Source organism: Streptomyces sp. NPDC048411, from assembly GCF_040704695.1.
Classification (GTDB): domain Bacteria; phylum Actinomycetota; class Actinomycetes; order Streptomycetales; family Streptomycetaceae; genus Streptomyces.
The window spans coordinates 1-17571 of sequence record NZ_JBEZKL010000150.1 but is presented as its reverse complement, the minus strand read 5'-3'; the positions used below and the strand labels follow the sequence as shown (position 1 = coordinate 17571).

At 70.3% G+C, this 17571-nt stretch carries 17 protein-coding genes; 14 read left to right on the top strand and 3 right to left on the bottom strand.

Going from position 1 to position 17571, the window contains the following annotated elements:
• The first annotated feature begins 272 nt into the window (after nt 1-272).
• From AB0915_RS33480 to AB0915_RS33470, 3 genes are read left to right on the top strand one after another with little or no spacing between them, the layout of a single operon-like run.
• On the top strand, nt 273-632 hold the full coding sequence (locus AB0915_RS33480; protein WP_358859004.1) for a histidine triad nucleotide-binding protein: 360 nt from the start codon (nt 273-275) through the stop codon (nt 630-632).
• Between the two features lie 34 nt (nt 633-666).
• Nucleotides 667-1584 carry a ribonuclease Z gene (locus AB0915_RS33475; RefSeq protein ID WP_366694636.1) on the top strand — a complete coding sequence of 306 codons (918 nt, stop codon included), beginning with the start codon at nt 667-669 and terminating at the stop codon, nt 1582-1584.
• A 30-nt stretch (nt 1585-1614) separates the two neighbouring features.
• Nucleotides 1615-2607 (top strand): adenosine deaminase, encoded by a 993-nt coding sequence (locus tag AB0915_RS33470; RefSeq protein ID WP_366694637.1) that lies wholly within the window; start codon nt 1615-1617, stop codon nt 2605-2607.
• On the opposite strand, the gene AB0915_RS33465 is transcribed toward AB0915_RS33470, so the two are convergent.
• Nucleotides 2571-3929 (bottom strand): MFS transporter, encoded by a 1359-nt coding sequence (locus AB0915_RS33465; RefSeq protein WP_366694635.1) that lies wholly within the window; start codon nt 3927-3929, stop codon nt 2571-2573. The two genes, AB0915_RS33470 and AB0915_RS33465, sit on opposite strands and share 37 nt — an antisense overlap.
• 351 nt (nt 3930-4280) lie before the next feature.
• Between AB0915_RS33465 and AB0915_RS33460 the strand changes: the two genes are divergently transcribed.
• The 9 genes from AB0915_RS33460 (at nt 4281) to era (ending at nt 12813) form a co-directional block, all read left to right on the top strand.
• A complete protein-coding gene (locus tag AB0915_RS33460) occupies nt 4281-5390 on the top strand; it encodes a PfkB family carbohydrate kinase (protein ID WP_366694634.1) in 1110 nt (369 codons plus the stop codon).
• Between the two features lie 136 nt (nt 5391-5526).
• On the top strand, nt 5527-6543 hold the full coding sequence (locus AB0915_RS33455; RefSeq protein ID WP_366694633.1) for a PhoH family protein: 1017 nt from the start codon (nt 5527-5529) through the stop codon (nt 6541-6543).
• Nucleotides 6544-6555: 12 nt separating this feature from the next.
• On the top strand, nt 6556-7053 hold the full coding sequence (gene ybeY / locus AB0915_RS33450; RefSeq protein WP_356481747.1) for an rRNA maturation RNase YbeY: 498 nt from the start codon (nt 6556-6558) through the stop codon (nt 7051-7053).
• Entirely contained in the window at nt 7050-8342 is a 1293-nt protein-coding gene (locus AB0915_RS33445; RefSeq protein WP_358858999.1) for a hemolysin family protein, read from the top strand. Before ybeY ends, AB0915_RS33445 begins: the two co-directional genes overlap by 4 nt.
• A complete protein-coding gene (locus AB0915_RS33440) occupies nt 8339-8692 on the top strand; it encodes an MmcQ/YjbR family DNA-binding protein (protein ID WP_366694632.1) in 354 nt (117 codons plus the stop codon). Before AB0915_RS33445 ends, AB0915_RS33440 begins: the two co-directional genes overlap by 4 nt.
• A 166-nt stretch (nt 8693-8858) precedes the next feature.
• Nucleotides 8859-9212: a cytidine deaminase gene (locus tag AB0915_RS33435; RefSeq protein WP_366694631.1), complete on the top strand. Its 354-nt coding sequence runs from the start codon at nt 8859-8861 to the stop codon at nt 9210-9212.
• Between the two features lie 164 nt (nt 9213-9376).
• On the top strand, nt 9377-10756 hold the full coding sequence (locus AB0915_RS33430; protein WP_366694630.1) for a beta-xylosidase: 1380 nt from the start codon (nt 9377-9379) through the stop codon (nt 10754-10756).
• A gap of 87 nt (nt 10757-10843) precedes the next feature.
• Nucleotides 10844-11788 (top strand): DUF916 domain-containing protein, encoded by a 945-nt coding sequence (locus tag AB0915_RS33425; protein WP_366694629.1) that lies wholly within the window; start codon nt 10844-10846, stop codon nt 11786-11788.
• Nucleotides 11789-11838: 50 nt separating this feature from the next.
• Entirely contained in the window at nt 11839-12813 is a 975-nt protein-coding gene (era, locus tag AB0915_RS33420) for a GTPase Era (RefSeq protein WP_366694628.1), read from the top strand.
• A 41-nt stretch (nt 12814-12854) separates the two neighbouring features.
• On the opposite strand, the gene AB0915_RS33415 is transcribed toward era, so the two are convergent.
• Both AB0915_RS33415 and AB0915_RS33410 read right to left on the bottom strand, forming a co-directional pair.
• Nucleotides 12855-13121 carry a protealysin inhibitor emfourin gene (locus AB0915_RS33415; protein WP_366694627.1) on the bottom strand — a complete coding sequence of 89 codons (267 nt, stop codon included), beginning with the start codon at nt 13119-13121 and terminating at the stop codon, nt 12855-12857.
• 116 nt (nt 13122-13237) lie between these two features.
• Complete coding sequence (locus tag AB0915_RS33410) at nt 13238-14314, bottom strand: M4 family metallopeptidase (RefSeq protein WP_366694626.1); 1077 nt, start codon at nt 14312-14314, stop codon at nt 13238-13240.
• A gap of 294 nt (nt 14315-14608) precedes the next feature.
• Between AB0915_RS33410 and leuA the strand changes: the two genes are divergently transcribed.
• Together leuA and AB0915_RS33400 are read left to right on the top strand one after the other, a co-directional pair.
• Nucleotides 14609-16396: a 2-isopropylmalate synthase gene (gene leuA, locus AB0915_RS33405; protein ID WP_366694625.1), complete on the top strand. Its 1788-nt coding sequence runs from the start codon at nt 14609-14611 to the stop codon at nt 16394-16396.
• A gap of 213 nt (nt 16397-16609) precedes the next feature.
• The gene (locus AB0915_RS33400; RefSeq protein WP_366694624.1) at nt 16610-17314 is read left to right on the top strand and encodes a TerB family tellurite resistance protein; all 705 of its coding nucleotides are present in this window, start codon (nt 16610-16612) and stop codon (nt 17312-17314) included.
• Nucleotides 17315-17571: the final 257 nt, after the last annotated feature.

Sequence of the window (17571 nt, the reverse complement as noted above, 5' to 3'; positions counted from 1 at the left end):
CCTCTGTCCCCCCCCGCCGCTCTTCCTATCTTGCGATCGCACGCACCAGACGCCGCCTGGCCCGCCCTACGGGCGGACGGCGCTACTTTCGAAACACGCCCTGGGCGCTGGGGCCTTTCTTGCGGATCCGGCCTGATCCGCAAGAAGGGCCCTCGTTGCCCTATCCGCCCGTTCCCGGGACCGGGGCTCCGCCCCCGGTTTCGGGAGCCGGGCAACCGCGCCCGATAGCATGCCCGTGTACGTGATCAACCACGCGACCGAGGAGCCCGGCCATGGCGGGAGAACCGCAGCCCGACTGCCTGTTCTGCAAGATCGTCTCGGGAGACGTCCCGGCAACCATCGTCCGCGAGACCGAGACGACCGTCGCCTTCCGCGACATCAACCCCCAGGCCCCCACCCACATCCTCGTCATCCCCCGCGTCCACCACCGCGACGCCGCCACCCTCGCCGCCGCCGAGCCGCAGATCGCCGCCGACATACTGCTCGAGGCCGCGAACGTCGCCGCCGACGAGAAGATCACCGACACCGGTTACCGGGTCGTCTTCAACACCGGCACCGGTGCCGGGCAGACCGTCTTCCACGCGCACGCCCACGTCCTGGGCGGCCGCGGAATGCAGTGGCCGCCCGGATAACGCCCAACCACCCGAATCGCAGGCCGCCGCACCCATGTCCGTACGCGAACTCGTCGTCCTCGGCACCGCCAGCCAGGTCCCCACCCGGCACCGCAACCACAACGGCTATCTACTGCGCTGGGACGGCGAGGGCATCCTCTTCGACCCCGGCGAGGGCACCCAGCGCCAGATGCTGCGCGCCGGAGTCGCCGCGCACGACATCAACCGGATCTGTGTCACGCACTTCCACGGCGACCACTCCCTCGGCCTTGCCGGGGTGATCCAGCGCATCAATCTCGACCAGGTCCCGCACCCTGTGAGCGCGCACTACCCGGCGAGCGGGCAGCGCTTCTTCGAGCGGCTGCGGTACGCGACCGCCTACCACGAATCCGTCGAGCTGACCGAGGCCCCGGTCACGGCCGACGGGGTCCTCGCCGAGACTGCCGCGTACACCCTGCACGCCCACCGGCTCTCCCACCCCGTCGAGTCGTACGGCTACCGCCTCGTCGAGCCCGACCGGCAGCGCATGCTGCCCGACCGGCTCGCCGAGCACGGGATCAGCGGGCCGGACGTCGGACGGATCCAGCGCGAGGGCTCGCTGGGCGGCGTCGGCCTCGACGAGGTCTCCGAGCGCAGGCGCGGCCAGCGCTTCGCGTTCATCATGGACACGCGGCTCTGCGACGGCGTGTACACGCTTGCCGAGGGGTGCGACCTGCTGGTCATCGAGTCGACCTTCCTCGACGAGGACGAACGGCTCGCCGTCGACCACGGTCATCTCACCGCCGGACAGGCGGCCCGGGTGGCCCGGGAGGCGGGCGTACGGCATCTCGTGCTGACGCACTTCTCGCAGCGGTACGGAGATCCGGGTGTCTTCGCCGCCCAGGCCCGCGCCGCCGGGTTCGAGGGCGAACTGACCATCGCCCAGGACCTGATCAGCGTTCCCGTCCCGAGCCGGCATCAACAGCAGCAGTAGCCGGCAGCAGCAAGAATGAGCGAGCAACCCGTGCATCTCCCCAAGGCAGAACTCCACCTCCACATCGAAGGAACCCTCGAACCCGAGCTGGCCTTCGCCCTCGCCGAACGGGGTGGCGTGGAGCTGCCCTACGCGAACACCGAAGAGCTGCGCACCGCCTACCTCTTCGACGACCTGCAGTCCTTTCTGGACCTCTATTACGCGCTGATGGCCGTCCTGCGCACCGAGGAGGACTTCGAGCAGCTCGCCGACGCCTACCTCACCCGCGCGGCCGCCCAGGGCGTCCGCCACGCGGAGATCTTCTTCGACCCGCAGGCGCACACCGCCCGAGGCGTCCCGATCGGCACCGTCGTCGAAGGACTCGGCCGGGCGCTCGACCGCAGCGAGGAGACCCATGGCATCTCCACCCAGCTGATCATGTGTTTCCTGCGCGACCAGTCCGCCGAATCGGCCCTGGAGACCCTCGACGCCGCGAAGCCGTACCTGCACCGGATCAGCGCCGTCGGCCTGGACTCGGCGGAGGTCGGGCATCCGCCCGCGAAGTTCCGTGAGGTCTACGAGGCGGCCGGGGCACTCGGGCTGCGGAAGGTCGCACACGCCGGGGAGGAGGGTCCGCCGGAGTACATCCGGGAGGCGCTCGACGTCCTCGAGGTCGAGCGCATCGACCATGGGCTGCGCTGCATGGAGGACCCGGACCTGGTGAGGCGGCTCGCAGCCGACCGGGTGCCGCTCACCCTCTGCCCGCTGTCCAACGTACGGCTGCGCGCTGTCGACACCCTGGAGCAGCACCCGCTGCGGGCGATGCTGGACGCCGGGCTGCTCTGCACGGTGAACTCCGACGACCCCGCGTACTTCGGCGGATACGTCGGAGACACCTTCCATGCCGTCCACGAGGCGCTCGGACTGGAGCGTGAGCAGCTGCGTACCCTGGCCCGGAACTCCTTCGAGGCGGCCTTCCTCGACCACGACGAGGAGCGCAGGTCGCGCTACCTGTCGGAGGTCGAGGCGTACGCGTTCGACTGACCGTCCGCGCCCGACGGACCGGCCGTCCGGAACGCGTTCCTGCCGAGGCGCCCGCGCCGCGGCGCGGGCACGCTGATCTCCGTGACGGCCTGTTCGGGGGCGCCCATCCTGGGAACCGCGCCGGACAGCGTGCCGGTGGTCGCGGCGAGCAGCGCCGCGGGGGCGCCGCCCCGGCGGCGGACGGAGCCGGGCACCAGCGGACGGCCGCCGGTGTGCAGCGCGACGGCCGTGACCGGGGCGGCGACCAGCAGGGTCACGGCGCCCAGGATCAGGCCCATCACGGGGTAGCTGGCCGTCTCGGACAGCACACTGCCGAGGACCGGGCCGCAGGCCACGCCGACGGACGACGCGGAGCCCGCGAGGACCGCCCAGCAGCCCCGTACATCCAGTGACGCGGCCAGACCGATCAGATACGACAGGACCACCGGGTAGACGGTGTTCCACGCGATCTCGCCGGTGGCGAACGAGCCGAGCCCGGCGGCCGACGAGCTGAGCACGATGCTGCCCGCGATGATCACGGTGCCGAGACCGATCGGGACGGCCCGGCCGAGTCTGGCGCCCAGCACTCCGGCGCCCATCACGCCGAGCAGGCCGGCGCCGAGCGCGGCGGCGAACACCGCGCCGATGGTGACCTCGGAGAGCCCGGCCTGGGACACGCCGATCCGGCTGCTGACCCCCCACAGGGCGTTCTGCGCCATCGACCAGACGAGCATGCCGCCCGCCAGCACCAGACCGGAGCGGCGGTGCGGCAGTCGGCCTCCCACCGGTGCCGTCGAACCGGTGGGCGCCGACCCGCCGAGCCGCGCGGTGGCGGGCCAGACGAGCAGGGCGACCAGGGCGATCGCGGCGAACGGCAGTCGGTGGCCGCCCCCCAGGTGAGGGATCGTCAGATAGAGGGCGCCCGCGGTCGCGGAGACGCTCAGCAGGCCCAGGGACGAGGTCCGGTGCGGGTCGCGCTGCGCGGCGATACCGGCCGCGGCCACTGCCGTCGCCGTACCCGAGCCGAGCCCGCCGATCACCGCGCCCATGACCACGAGGGGCACGGAACCGGCCAGCGCGGCGCAGCCGTAGCCCACCACGGCCAGCACCAGTCCGGCCCGCGCCGGTGTCCGCGACCCGTACCGCTCGACCCGGCCCGCCAGGGTGAACCCGGCGGTGGCCGAACTCAGCAGGAGCGCGCTGCCGACCAGGCCCGCCTGGGCCGCGCTGAGGCCCAGACAGGTGGAGAGCCGGCCGACGATGGTGGGGAGCAGATAGGCGGCGAGGTAACCGGCGGTGAACACGGCGACCAGGGGCCACGCGGCGCGAGGGCGCGGGGACATGGGCGTTCCTGAAGACATGCCGGGGGAGGCAGGGAAGGCGGGGAGGGGTGCAGCGGGGGGACGTGGCACTCGTCGGTGTCGATCGGCGACGGTGCGTGCGGGCCAATTTGTATCAAGTGCGTACAGTCGATCGAAAGTCACCTTTGAGTGATCTGGGCCACACTTGTGTTTGCTGCCTTGTGAAGCGGGTAGCGAGCCATGTTTACGCAGGTCAGTGTTGGTGTGCGCAGACCCCGGGCGGGTCAGGGGCCGGCCCGGCTCACGCCCGTCCGGTGCGACGGCGCGGACCCATCCCGGACGCAGGATGAATCGGGCACACTGGCCGGATCTGCCACGACCGGGGAGTGCAAGGTGAGCACAGACAATCCGGGCATCGACCCGCTGGACGGGCTGCGCGCCCCGCAGGACCCGGACTGCGATGTGTTCCTCACCGGCACGGTCTTCCTCGACATCGTCTTCACCGGCCTGGACAGCGCCCCGGTCCGCGGCACCGAGTCCTGGGCGCGCGGCATGGGCTCCAGCCCCGGCGGCGTCGCCAACATGGCCACCGCACTGGCCCGGCTCGGACTGCACACCTCGCTCGCCGCCGCGTTCGGCGATGACCACTACGGGGAGTACTGCTGGGACGCCCTCGAACAGGGCGAGGGCATCGACCTCTCGATGTCGCACACCGTCCCCGGCTGGCACTCGCCGGTGACCGTCTCCATGGCGTACGAGGGCGAGCGGACGATGGTCTCGCACGGACACGAGGCCCCGCCACCCGCCGCCCCCTCGCACGCGGACCGGGCCTTCCCGCGCTGCCCGCCGCGCGCCCGCGCCGCCGTCGCCTCGCTGACCCCCGGCCGCAGCGAGCCGTGGGTCGCCGCGGCGGCCCGGCACGGCGCCCGGATCTTCGCCGACGTCGGCTGGGACGAGACGGGCCGCTGGGACCTGGACGCGCTGCCCGACCTGCAGCACTGCCAGGCGTTCCTGCCCAACGCGGAGGAGGCGATGCGCTACACCCGTACCGACTGCCCCCGTGCCGCCGCCCGCGCCCTCGCCGAACGGGTGCCCATCGCCGTCGTCACGCTGGGCGCGGAGGGCGCCTACGCGGTGGACGCGGCGACCGGTGTCACCGCCGAGGTGCCCGCGATCGAGGTCGAGGCCCTCGACCCGACCGGCGCGGGCGATGTCTTCGTCGCCGGATTCGTCACCGGCACCCTGGCGGACTGGCCGCTGGCCGACCGGCTGGCCTTCGCCGGACTGACCGCGGCCCTCTCCGTCCAGGAGTTCGGCGGGTCCCTGTCGGCGCCGGGCTGGGCGGAGATCGCCGCCTGGTGGCAGCGGGTCCGCATCTGCGACGGGCAGGATCCGGCGGCCCTCCGGCGGTACGCGTTCCTGGAGCATCTGCTTCCCGCCACCGCCCGGCCGTGGCCGCTGCGCCGGGCCGTACCGACGATCGGCTTCCGCCACCCCGCGTGACGCGGACACGGGTGTTCGCATCGTGTGCGAAAAAGCCCTCGGTGTTGTCCGTGCGGAGTCGTAGGCTTGGTTCCAGAGGTTGTCGAGCGGCGAGAACCCTGCAACGGGAGGTATGTGCAGGCCCGAGGGCCGGCCCATGACTCAGACACCCACACAGCCGCAGGCGCGTGCCCAGATCATGATCCCGGCCGCACACCCCATGGTGATGCTCCTCGGATCGGGCGATTCGCTGTTGCGCGTGATCGAATCGGCTTTCCCGGCGGTCGATATCCATGTCCGGGGCAACGAAATCAGAGCCACGGGTGACGCAGCCGATGTCGCCCTGATCCAGCGCTTGTTCGACGAGATGATGCTCGTGCTCCGCACCGGGCAGCCGATGACGGAGGACGCAGTGGAACGGTCGATCGCCATGCTCCGGGCGAGTGGCAACGGGCAGGGGGAGCCGCAGGGCGAGACGCCCGCCGAGGTGCTCACGCAGAACATCCTCTCCAACCGCGGTCGCACGATCCGCCCCAAGACGCTCAACCAGAAGCGCTACGTCGACGCCATCGACAAGCACACGATCGTCTTCAGCATCGGACCCGCCGGTACCGGCAAGACGTATCTCGCCATGGCGAAGGCGGTCCAGGCCCTGCAGTCCAAGCAGGTCAACCGGATCATTCTGACCAGGCCCGCCGTCGAGGCGGGCGAGCGGCTCGGGTTCCTGCCCGGCACGCTCTTCGACAAGATCGACCCGTATCTGCGCCCGCTCTACGACGCGCTGCACGACATGCTCGACCCCGACTCGATCCCGCGGCTGATGGCGGCGGGCACGATCGAGGTGGCGCCGCTGGCTTACATGCGTGGAAGGACGCTCAATGACGCGTTCATCATTCTCGACGAGGCGCAGAACACCAGCGCCGAGCAGATGAAGATGTTCCTGACCCGGCTCGGTTTCGACTCGAAGATCGTCGTCACCGGTGACATCACCCAGGTCGACCTGCCGAACGGCACCAGGAGCGGTCTGCGCCAGGTCCAGGACATCCTGGAAGGCGTGCCCGACGTGCACTTCTCCCGGCTCACCTCCCAGGATGTCGTCCGGCACAAGCTGGTCGGCCGTATCGTCGACGCGTACGAGAAGTACGACAACCGAGACAGCCACAACGGGAAGTAGTCGCAGCGCACCATGTCGATCGACGTCAACAACGAGTCCGGAACCGAGGTCGACGAGCAGGCGATCCTCGACATCGCCCGCTATGCGCTCGCACGGATGCGGATCCACCCGCTCTCCGAACTCTCGGTGATCGTGGTGGACACCGACGCCATGGAGCAGCTCCACATCCAGTGGATGGACCTGCCGGGTCCGACGGATGTCATGTCCTTTCCGATGGACGAACTGCGTCCGCCGTCGAAGGACGACGAGGAGCCCCCGCAGGGGCTCCTCGGTGACATCGTGCTCTGCCCGGAGGTCGCGAAGAAGCAGGGCGAGGACGCGGAGACCCGGCACTCGATGGACGAGGAGCTCCAGCTCCTCACCGTGCACGGGGTGCTGCATCTGCTGGGGTACGACCACGAGGAGCCGGACGAGAAGGCCGAGATGTTCGGTCTCCAGGCCGCGATCGTGGACGGCTGGCGCGCCGAGCACGGCCTGACCGGTCCGTCGCCCGCCCCCACCGTCTCGTGAGCGTCCCCCTTGTCCTGGGCGCCGTTCTGCTGGTCGTGTTCGGCTGGCTGGCGGCCTGTGCCGAGGCGGGTATCGCCCGCACGTCGAGCTTCCGGGCGGCCGAGGCGGTGCGCTCCGGGCGGCGTGGCAGCGACAAGCTGGAACAGGTCGCGGCCGACCCGACCCGCTATCTCAATGTCGCCCTGCTCGTGCGGGTCGCCTGCGAGATGTCGGCCGGAGTGCTCGTCACGTACGTCTGCCTGAAGGAGTTCCCGGAAACCTGGGAGGCACTGGCCGTCGCGATGGGCGTGATGGTCCTCGTGTCGTACGTCGCCATCGGTGTCTCGCCGCGCACCATCGGGCGGCAGCACCCGCTGAACACGGCGACGGCCGCGGCGTACGTGCTGCTGCCGCTCGCCAGGATCATGGGTCCGATCCCGCAGCTGCTGATCCTCCTCGGCAACGCGCTCACCCCCGGCAAGGGGTTCCGCAAGGGCCCGTTCGCCAGCGAGGCGGAACTGCGGGCGATGGTCGACCTCGCCGAGCAGGAGTCGCTGATCGAGGACGAGGAGCGGCGCATGGTGCACTCCGTCTTCGAGCTCGGCGACACGCTGGTTCGCGAGGTGATGGTGCCGCGGACGGACCTGGTCTGCATCGAGCGGTACAAGACGATCCGGCAGGCGCTGACCCTGGCCCTGCGCTCCGGGTTCTCCCGGATCCCGGTCACCGGCGAGAACGAGGACGACGTCGTCGGGATCGTCTACCTCAAGGACCTGGTCCGCAAGACGCACATCAACCGGGAGTCGGAGGCCGATCCGGTGTCCACGGCGATGCGTCCCGCGGCGTTCGTGCCGGACACCAAGAACGCCGGTGATCTGCTGCGCGAGATGCAGCAGGAACGCAGCCACGTCGCCGTCGTCATCGACGAGTACGGCGGCACGGCGGGCATCGTCACGATCGAGGACATCCTGGAGGAGATCGTCGGTGAGATCACCGACGAGTACGACCGTGAGCTCCCGCCCGTCCAGGAGCTGGAGAACGGCTGCTTCCGGGTGACCGCCCGGCTCGACATCGGCGACCTGGGCGAGCTGTTCGGGGTCGACGCCTTCGACGACGAGGACGTGGAGACGGTCGGCGGACTCCTGGCGAAGGCGCTCGGCCGGGTGCCGATCGCCGGGGCTTCGTCAGTCGTCGATCTGCCCGACGGGCGTCGGCTGCGGCTGACCGCGGAGTCCCCGGCAGGGCGTCGGAACAAGATCGTCACGGTACTGGTGGAGCCGGTGGCGCCGGAGGAGGCGGCAGCGGAATGACCCCGCAGGAGTTGAGGGCGTTCTGCCTGGAGTTCAACGCGAGCGTCGAGGAGTTTCCGTTCGGACCGGAGACCTCGGTCTTCAAGGTGCTCGGCAAGATGTTCGCGCTCAGCACGCTGGACGCACGGCCGTTCACGGTCAATCTGAAGTGCGATCCGGATGACGCGGTGCGGCTGCGGGAGGAGCACGCGGCGATCTCCCCGGGGTGGCACATGAACAAACGGCACTGGAACACGGTGACGGTGTCGGGGGTGCCGGGGCGGCTGCTGCGGGAGCTGATCGAGGACTCGTACGACTTGGTGGTGGCGGGGTTGCCGCGTGCGGAGCGGCTGCGGCTGGACCGGGGGTAGAGCGGGACCGGGTCCGGGGCGCCGCTCCGGACCCTCCCCTCCACCGCCGCAGGGGCCGGCCGCGGCCCGTCACGCGTGGCGGAGGCCCGCCGCCACTGCTCACCCCTGCCGCCCCGGGTGACCGCCCGCGTGCCGGTCCCGGCCGTCCGCTTCGTATGCTCGGCACATGACTGAGAGCACCGACCTCGGCCCCGAGGACCGCAAGATCGTCACGCTGGCGCGCAGCGCCCGCGCCCGCAACGGTGTGCCGGAGGGTGCGGCCGTACGGGACGAGACCGGACGGACGTATGTCGCGGGCACCGTACAGCTGGAGTCGCTGAAGCTGAGCGCCCTGCAGACCGCCGTCGCGATGGCGGTGGCCAGCGGCGCCACTTCTCTGGAGGCGGCCGCGATCGTCTCCGAGGCGCAGACCCCGTCGGACGCGGACCGTGCGGCGGTACGGGACCTCGGCGGGCCGCAGACCCCGGTGCTGCTGGCCGGACCGGACGGCGCGGTGCGGGTCAGTGTGACGGCAGGCTGACCTCGGATGTCGTCAAGATCCCTGGGAGCAGGGATCTTGACAGTATCTGATGGCCCATCAGTCGTGGCATTTCGCTGCCATTGACTTCTTTTCGGCCGAAGTCATCAATGGCCCCCTGCCGGCGCAGAAGAGCCTCTGCGCCGCGTCCCGCAGGAGGGGGCTCCATGCGTCCGACCACGCATCCGACCATTCGTAGATCCGCCACCCGAAGACACCCGGACCGCAGGCGCCGCTGGGCCGCCGCGCTCGGCGTCACCGCGCTCGTCGTCGCCGGGGGAGGAGGACTCGCAGGCCCCGCGCAGGCCCTGGCGACGGCCTCCGTCGCGGTGGACTTCCCGACGCACTGCATCCCGCCGGCCATCGCGGGCATCCCGCCGATCGACGGGACGACGACGGCGCAGATCAGCGTCGACAACGCCGCCCCGAAGGTGGGCGACACGGTCAACATCACGTACACCGTGGTCAAGCCGGCCGCGAGCAACCCGGTCGATCTGGCCCTGCCCGCCGACATCATGACGCCGACCGGCAAGGTCACCGTCGGCGGCGCCCAGAGCGGCAGCGTCACCGTCGCCGGCCCCAAGAAGAACGACCCCGTACCCGGCAAGGGCAACTTCCCGTCCTTCTCCATGACGGGCGCCTTCACGGTCACCGCACCCGGTGAGATCACGCTCTCGCCCGGCGACTACAACATCCACACCAGCTACATCATGGAGCTGGACACCCCTTGCACGGTGACGAACCCGCCCGCCCCCGTCTCCCAGACGGTCATCGCGACGAACGGCGGCGGCCAGGTCAACGAGCGTGCCATCCAGCTCGGTACGGCCTCCGGCAAGGCGGGCGACCCGGTCACCGTGACCGGATCGAAGTTCACCGCGGGCGCGCGCGTCACCCTGGCGGGCCGGGCCGGTGGCACCCAGACCGCGGACACGGTCACGGTGTCGGCCGACAGCCACGGCGGTTTCACCGGACAGCTCACCGTCAACGATCCGGCGACCACCGGCATCGTCGCGTACGAGGGCTCCGGCTGGGACGCCGACAAGGGCGCGGGCCCGCAAGCCTACACCGTCACCGGTGGCGGCGGGGAGATCCCCGGCGACAGCCAGCGACTCACCTCGTCCGTCAAGGCGGGCACCCTGTCCATGACCCAGGCCGGCGACACCGTCGAGATGTCGGCGGTCGACTTCGGTACGGGCGGCGCCTCCCGCGGCTCCCTGCAGACGGTGACGGTCAAGGACTTCCGCGGCGGTCCCGCGGGCTGGTCCCTGACCGGCAAGGTCACCGACTTCAGCGGCCCCGGTGGTGCAAAGATCGGCGCCTCCGCGCTCAGCTGGACCCCGGTCTGTGCGACAAAGCCCGGGAGCCCGAGCACCTGTGCCGCAGGTTCCGAGGGTTCGGTCGGCAGCGCGGGCGCCACCCTGGCGTCCACCCCGAACGGGGCGTTCACCGGCGGTGAGTTCGCCGTCGACGCCCGGCTCGCCCTGGACGTACCGGCGTACACCGCGACCGGCACGTACTCCGGCGTGCTGACGCTCACCCTCACCTGAGCGTCGGTCCCCGACCGACCGGTGGGCCGGGCGGCGAACCCGGCCGGCCCACCCCGTCCGTACCGAGCACCCTGGGGGTTCCGCACCGTGCGCAAGCTGTACGTACTCCTCCTGGCCGCCGTCCTGCTGCTGTTCGGCGCACCCGCGGGCCATGCCGCCGACAACGGCAGCTGGTCCGTCTTCCCGGCCACCACGAAGTACGGACAGCGCCCGTACTTCTATCTCACCGCCGACCCCGGTACCACCCTCACCGACAAGGTCACCGTCACCAACAAGACCGCCGAGCCGCTGACCTTCCGGCTGTATGCCGCCGACGCCTACAACACCGAACGCGACGGCGGGTTCGCCGTCCGCTCCCCGGACGAGAAGCAGCGTTCCATCGGCGCCTGGGCGAGGACCGACCGTGACAAGGTCACCGTGAAACCGCACGGCTCCGTCACCGTGCCGGTCACGGTCACCCTCCCGGAGACCGCCGAGCCCGGCGACCACCCGGGTGCCCTCGTCGCCCTCGACGAACGCATCGACCCCGCCGACCGGGGAGCCGTCGCCGTCGGCATCCGGAAAGCGGTCGGCGCCCGGATCTATCTCCGGGTGAACGGACCGGCGATGCCCGCGCTGTCCGTCGACGACGTCACCGTCAAGCACACCCAGCCGCTCGTCCCGGGCACCGGAGAGAGCCGGGCCGTCATCTCGTACACCCTCCACAACCGCGGGAACGTCACCCTCAACCCCAAGGTCGCCCTCAAGGCCCAGGGACTCTTCGGCCGCACCCTGCTCGCCCGCGCCCTGAAGAGGATCCCGTCCGAGCTGCTGCCCCGCCAGGAGGTCCGGCTGACCGAGCAGTGGGCCGGCGCGCCGCAGCTGGAATGGGGCGAGATCGAACTGACCGCGAGCGCCCGCGACACCCACGAGTCCGCCACCGCCCGGTACATCGCACTGCCCTGGCTGATGGCTGCGGTCCTGCTGGTGATCGTCGGCGGCGGTACGGGGATGTGGATACGGGCCCGGCGGAGCCGCATCCGCAGGGCCTGAGACGACAGCAGGCCGCCCGCTGTGCGGCGGGACCGCCGGGATCGGGGACAATGGGCGCCATGAGCGCTCGACCGAACCCAGAAGCTGCTGCGCAGCAGGCTGAGAACAACGCCCCCCACCGGGCCGGCTTCGCCTGCTTCGTGGGCCGCCCCAACGCGGGCAAGTCCACCCTTACGAACGCTCTGGTCGGCCAGAAGGTGGCGATCACCTCCAACCGGCCCCAGACGACCCGCCACACGGTGCGCGGCATCGTGCACCGCGAGGACGCACAGCTGATCCTGGTCGACACCCCCGGCCTCCACAAGCCGCGCACGCTGCTCGGCGAGCGGCTGAACGACGTCGTGCGGACCACCTGGGCCGAGGTCGACGTCATCGGTTTCTGCCTGCCCGCCGACCAGAAGCTCGGCCCCGGCGACAAGTTCATCGTCAAGGAACTCGCGGGCATCAAGAAGACCCCGAAGATCGCGGTCATCACCAAGACCGACCTGGTCGACTCCAAGCAGCTCGCCGAACAGCTGATCGCCGTCTCCCGTCTCGGCGAGGAGCTCGGCTTCGAATGGGCAGAGATCATTCCGGTCTCCGCGGTGAAGGACAGCCAGGTCGACCTTCTCGCCGACCTGATCGCGCCGCTGCTCCCCGAGGGCCCGCCGCTCTACCCGGAGGGCGACCTCACCGACGAGCCCGAGATGGTGATGGTCGCGGAGCTGATCCGGGAGGCCGCGCTCGAAGGCGTACGCGACGAGCTGCCGCACTCCATCGCGGTCGTCGTCGAGGAGATGCTGCCGCGCGAGGACCGGCCCGCGGACAAGCCGCTGCTCGACATCCACGCGAACGTGTACATCGAGCGGCCCAGCCAGAAGGGCATCATCATCGGCCCGAAGGGCAAGCGGCTGAAAGAGGTCGGCACGAAGTCGCGCAAGCACATCGAGGCGCTGCTCGGCACGCCGGTCTTCCTGGACCTGCACGTGAAGGTCGCCAAGGACTGGCAGCGCGATCCGAAGCAGCTGCGCAAGCTGGGGTTCTGAGCGCCGGCGGAGTCCGTAGGCGGGTCAGTTGGACGTCGATCTCACGCGCCCTCCTTGAGGACGCGTGAGATCAGTGCGCGCTGGGCGTCGGTCAGGTGCGGATCCGCGCAGTGCGCAGTGCGGTCGTCGACCGTGATCCGGTACCGGAAGCCGTCCGGCACCCCGGGCGGTGGGGTGTCTCGGCCCGCCGCGAGTGCGGATTCGGCCAGGGCTTCCCACTCCGCGGCGTCGGTGCGATCCGAGGTGTCGATCTCGCGGTGGCGGGCGATGCCGGTGAAGCCGCCGGTGCGGGTGACCTGGATCCGCATGGTTCGACTCCTCTCGGGTTGTTTCCGGGGTCTGCCCCGGACCCCGCTCCTCAATCGCCGGAGGGGCTTGTTTTTCGCCGAGCTCCGGCGATCGAGGAGAGGAACCGTGACCGGGCCTACGCGGACGGCACGCCCACCTCCGACCATGCCTTCCGTACCGCTTCCAACTCGTCGCCCTCGCCGAAGCGGTCCCTCGCCGCCTCGACCGTCAGGCGTGCGAAGTCCGTGAACTCCGCGTCCGCGGCCAGGCGGCGGCCCGTGAGGACGTCGAACCAGAGCTGTCCCGCCCGCTCCCACGCGTTGCCGCCGAGTGCCGTGGCCAACAGACAGAAGGCGCGGTTCGGGATGCCGGAGTTGAGGTGTACACCGCCATTGTCCTCGGTGGTGTGGATGTAGTCCTCCATCGACGCGGGCTGCGGGTCCTTGCCGAGCACGTCGTCGTCGTACGCCGTACCGGGCGCCTTCATTGAGCGCAGTGCCTCGCCCTGCACCCGTGGGGCCAGCAGACCTGCGCCGATCAGCCAGTCCGCCTGGTCGGCGGTCTGGCCCAGTGAGTACTGCTTCACCAGGGAACCGAAGACGTCCGACATGGACTCGTTGAGTGCGCCGGACTGGCCGAAATAGCTCAGGTTGGCCGTGTGCTGGGTCAGCCCGTGCGTCAGCTCGTGGGCGATCACATCGATGGCGACGGTGAAGTCGAGGAAGATCTCCCCGTCCCCGTCGCCGAAGACCATCTGCTCGCCGTCGAAGAAGGCGTTGTTGTACTTCTCGTCGTAGTGGACGGAGCCGATCAGCGGCAGCCCGTTGCCGTCGATCGAATGGCGGCCGTATGCCGTGAGCAGCAGTTCGAAGGTGGCGCCGAGTCCCGCGAACGCGCGGTTGACGCTCGCGTCCTTCGTCGGCTCCTCGCCCTCGCCCCGGACCTTGAAGCCCGGCAGCTGCGTGCCGTGGCGGCAGTCGTAGAGCGTGCGCTCAGGCTTGTCGGACAGTTGGCCCGTCGTCGCGGGGCCGGGTGCGGGGGTGACGAGGGTGGCCATCTGGCGGCGGGTGCGCCGGGCGGCGTCGCCCTCCAGGGTGCGGCGGGCCGGACCGGCCAGATCGGGGTCGTCGGCTTGTGACAGCTTGTCGAGTACGTGGGGCGGCACGATCGTGCAGAAGACGGGCTGGAACCCGTGCTGAGGTCGAGGCTGCATGGGTTCGACTGTGGCACCGCGTCATCGCGATGTCACTGTTTGCCATAAGGATTGAACAAATGGAGTGATCGATCACTGTTTACCCGTTACCGACGTCCGGTCCCGCATACTGATACACGACCGACGTCTCGGGCGCCTCTCGGTTAGTCTCGTCGCATCATGCGTTTCGGGCTGCTTCTTCTTAGCTGCCGCGGCGAGGGCCTGTAGTCGTAGGCCGACCCCCTCCCCGCGGAGTCTGGTGTTGCAGCGACACAGTCGGCCGTCCCACCGCTGGACCCCGAGGAGCCGTACGTCATGACCGTCGCGAATCCCGCTCAGACCCCCGCCGAGAACGCCGTCGGCCGGCCCACGCCGATCACCAACGCCACTCAGCTGCAGAAGCCGTCCGGGATGCCGTTCCACAAGTACGGCCGCTACGAGGCGGTCGAGATCCCCGACCGCACCTGGCCGGACAACCGGATCACCGTGGCGCCCCGCTGGCTGTCCACCGACCTGCGTGACGGCAACCAGGCACTGATCGACCCGATGTCGCCGGCCCGCAAGCGCGAGATGTTCGACCTGCTCGTACGCATGGGGTACAAGGAGATCGAGGTCGGCTTCCCGTCCTCCGGCGAGACCGACTTCGCGTTCGTGCGCTCCATCATCGAAGAGGGTGCGATCCCCGAGGACGTGACGATCTCCGTCCTGACCCAGGCCCGCGAGGAACTGATCGAGCGAACTGTTGAATCACTGGTCGGCGCCCACCGCGCCACGGTGCACCTGTACAACGCCACCGCTCCCACCTTCCGCCGCGTGGTCTTCCGCGGTTCGAAGGAGCAGGTCAAGCAGATCGCGGTGGACGGCACCCGACTGGTCATGGAGTACGCGGAGAAGATCCTCGGCGACGAGACGATCTTCGGCTACCAGTACAGCCCGGAGATCTTCACCGACACCGAGCTGGACTTCGCCCTGGAGGTCTGCGAGGCCGTCTGTGACGTCTGGCAGCCCGAGGAGGGCCGCGAGATCATCCTCAACCTGCCTGCCACCGTGGAGCGTTCGACGCCGTCCACGCACGCGGACCGGTTCGAGTGGATGTCGCGCAACCTGTCGCGCCGCGAGCACATCTGCCTGTCGGTCCACCCCCACAACGACCGCGGCACCGCCGTCGCCGCCGCCGAGCTGGCGATCATGGCCGGTGCGGACCGGATCGAAGGCTGCCTGTTCGGCCAGGGTGAGCGCACCGGCAACGTCGACCTGGTGACGCTGGGCATGAACCTGTTCTCGCAGGGGGTCGACCCGCAGATCGACTTCTCGCAGATCGACGAGGTCCGCCGCACCAGCGAGTACTGCAACCAGATGGAGGTCCACCCGCGCCACCCCTACGCGGGCGACCTGGTCTACACCGCCTTCTCCGGCTCCCACCAGGACGCCATCAAGAAGGGCTTCGACGCCATGGAGGCCGACGCGGCCGCCCAGGGCAAGACCGTCGACGACATCGAGTGGGCGGTGCCGTACCTGCCGATCGACCCGAAGGACGTCGGCCGCTCGTACGAGGCGGTCATCCGGGTCAACTCGCAGTCGGGCAAGGGCGGAATCGCCTACGTTCTGAAGAACGACCACAAGCTGGACCTGCCGCGCCGGATGCAGATCGAGTTCTCCCGGATCATTCAGGCCAAGACCGACGCCGAGGGCGGCGAGGTCACGCCGGCGCAGATCTGGTCCACGTTCCAGGACGAGTACCTGCCCAACCCGGAGAACGCCTGGGGGCGCGTACAGATCCGCTCCGGTCAGACCACGACCGGTTCCGACGGCCAGGACACGATCACGGTCGACGCGACCGTGGACGGCGCGGACACCGTGCTGACCGGTACCGGCAACGGTCCGATCTCCGCGTTCTTCGAAGCGCTGCAGGCCATCGGTATCGACGCCCGTCTGCTGGACTACACCGAGCACACCATGAGCGAGGGCGCGAGCGCCCAGGCCGCCTCGTACATCGAGTGTGCGATCGACGGAAAGGTCCTGTGGGGCATCGGCATCGACGCCAACACCACACGGGCCTCGCTGAAGGCGGTCGTCTCCGCGGTCAACCGCGCGACCCGCTGACCCCGTGCCCGAAAGGGCGTAGAACCGCACGGCCGACGGACCCCGCCCACCCGCTCCAGGGGGCGGGGTTCGGCCATCTCCCGACGGTTGTGACGAGCGAGGTGCTGACGTCACATCGCGACTGTGGTTAACATCACGTCGACACGGCAACGTTGCCGGAGGGGGCACCTCCCGTGCCCTTGGGGCTACGGGGGAGTTACGGAGGTGTGCGACGTGCGATCAGCCCTGGGACAACGCGCCATAAAGCTGCGCATCTGCGGCATCCGCACCGTCTGGGACGCCGTCGGTGACGGCGAGTTCTTCTGCCCCGGCTGCGGCGGCGACCGCAACTACCGCCGTCTCACCGGCCGTCGACGCTTCGCCGTGCTCGGCGTGCCATTGCTGCGCCGCGGCACGGTGGGCCCCGTCGTCGAATGCGCCGCCTGCCGTACCCACTTCGGCACCGACGCGCTCGACCACCCCACCACCACCCGGTTTTCCGCGATGCTCCGGGACGCCGTCCACATCGTCGCGCTCGGCGTCCTCGCCGCCGGTGGCACCGCCTCCCGCACCGCGTTGGAGACGGCGGCGGCCACCGTGCGCGGCGCCGGGCTCGACGACTGCACCGAGGACCAGCTCTCCACCGTGGTCGAGGTCCTCGCCGCCGACATCGGACACGGCTCCGCGTTCGACGCCGCCGCCGAGGCGTGCGGCGCCGCCCTCGCCATCGAGCTCCACGAGGCGCTGGAACCCCTCGCCCCGCACCTGGCGCCCGGCGGGCGCGAGTCGATCCTCCTGCAGGGCGCCAGGATCGCGCTCGCCGACGGCCCGTACGGCCCGGCGGAGCGCGAGGTGCTGACCACGGTCGGCGCCGCGCTGCAACTCTGCCCGCAGGACACGGCCCGGCTGCTCGCCGCGGCGGCGCGCACCCCCTCGTGACATACACCGCTGCGCACCGCGTCCGTACTCCCGCGGGAGTACGGACGCTCCTTCGCCCACCCCTGCAGTAGCCGCGAAGTCGGCCGCCGGCGCGACGAATCGGCCCCCGGCGCTCGCGGTACCGGCCGGCGGCGCGGCCGACGGAGGCTGAGACCGACCGGCACATGGGGGGTGGGAGAAGGAGCGGGGCTGGGTGCGTGCAGCTGCAAGGCGGAGGAGGGAGGCAACGCGGAGCGTTGTTGACTGACGACAACGCC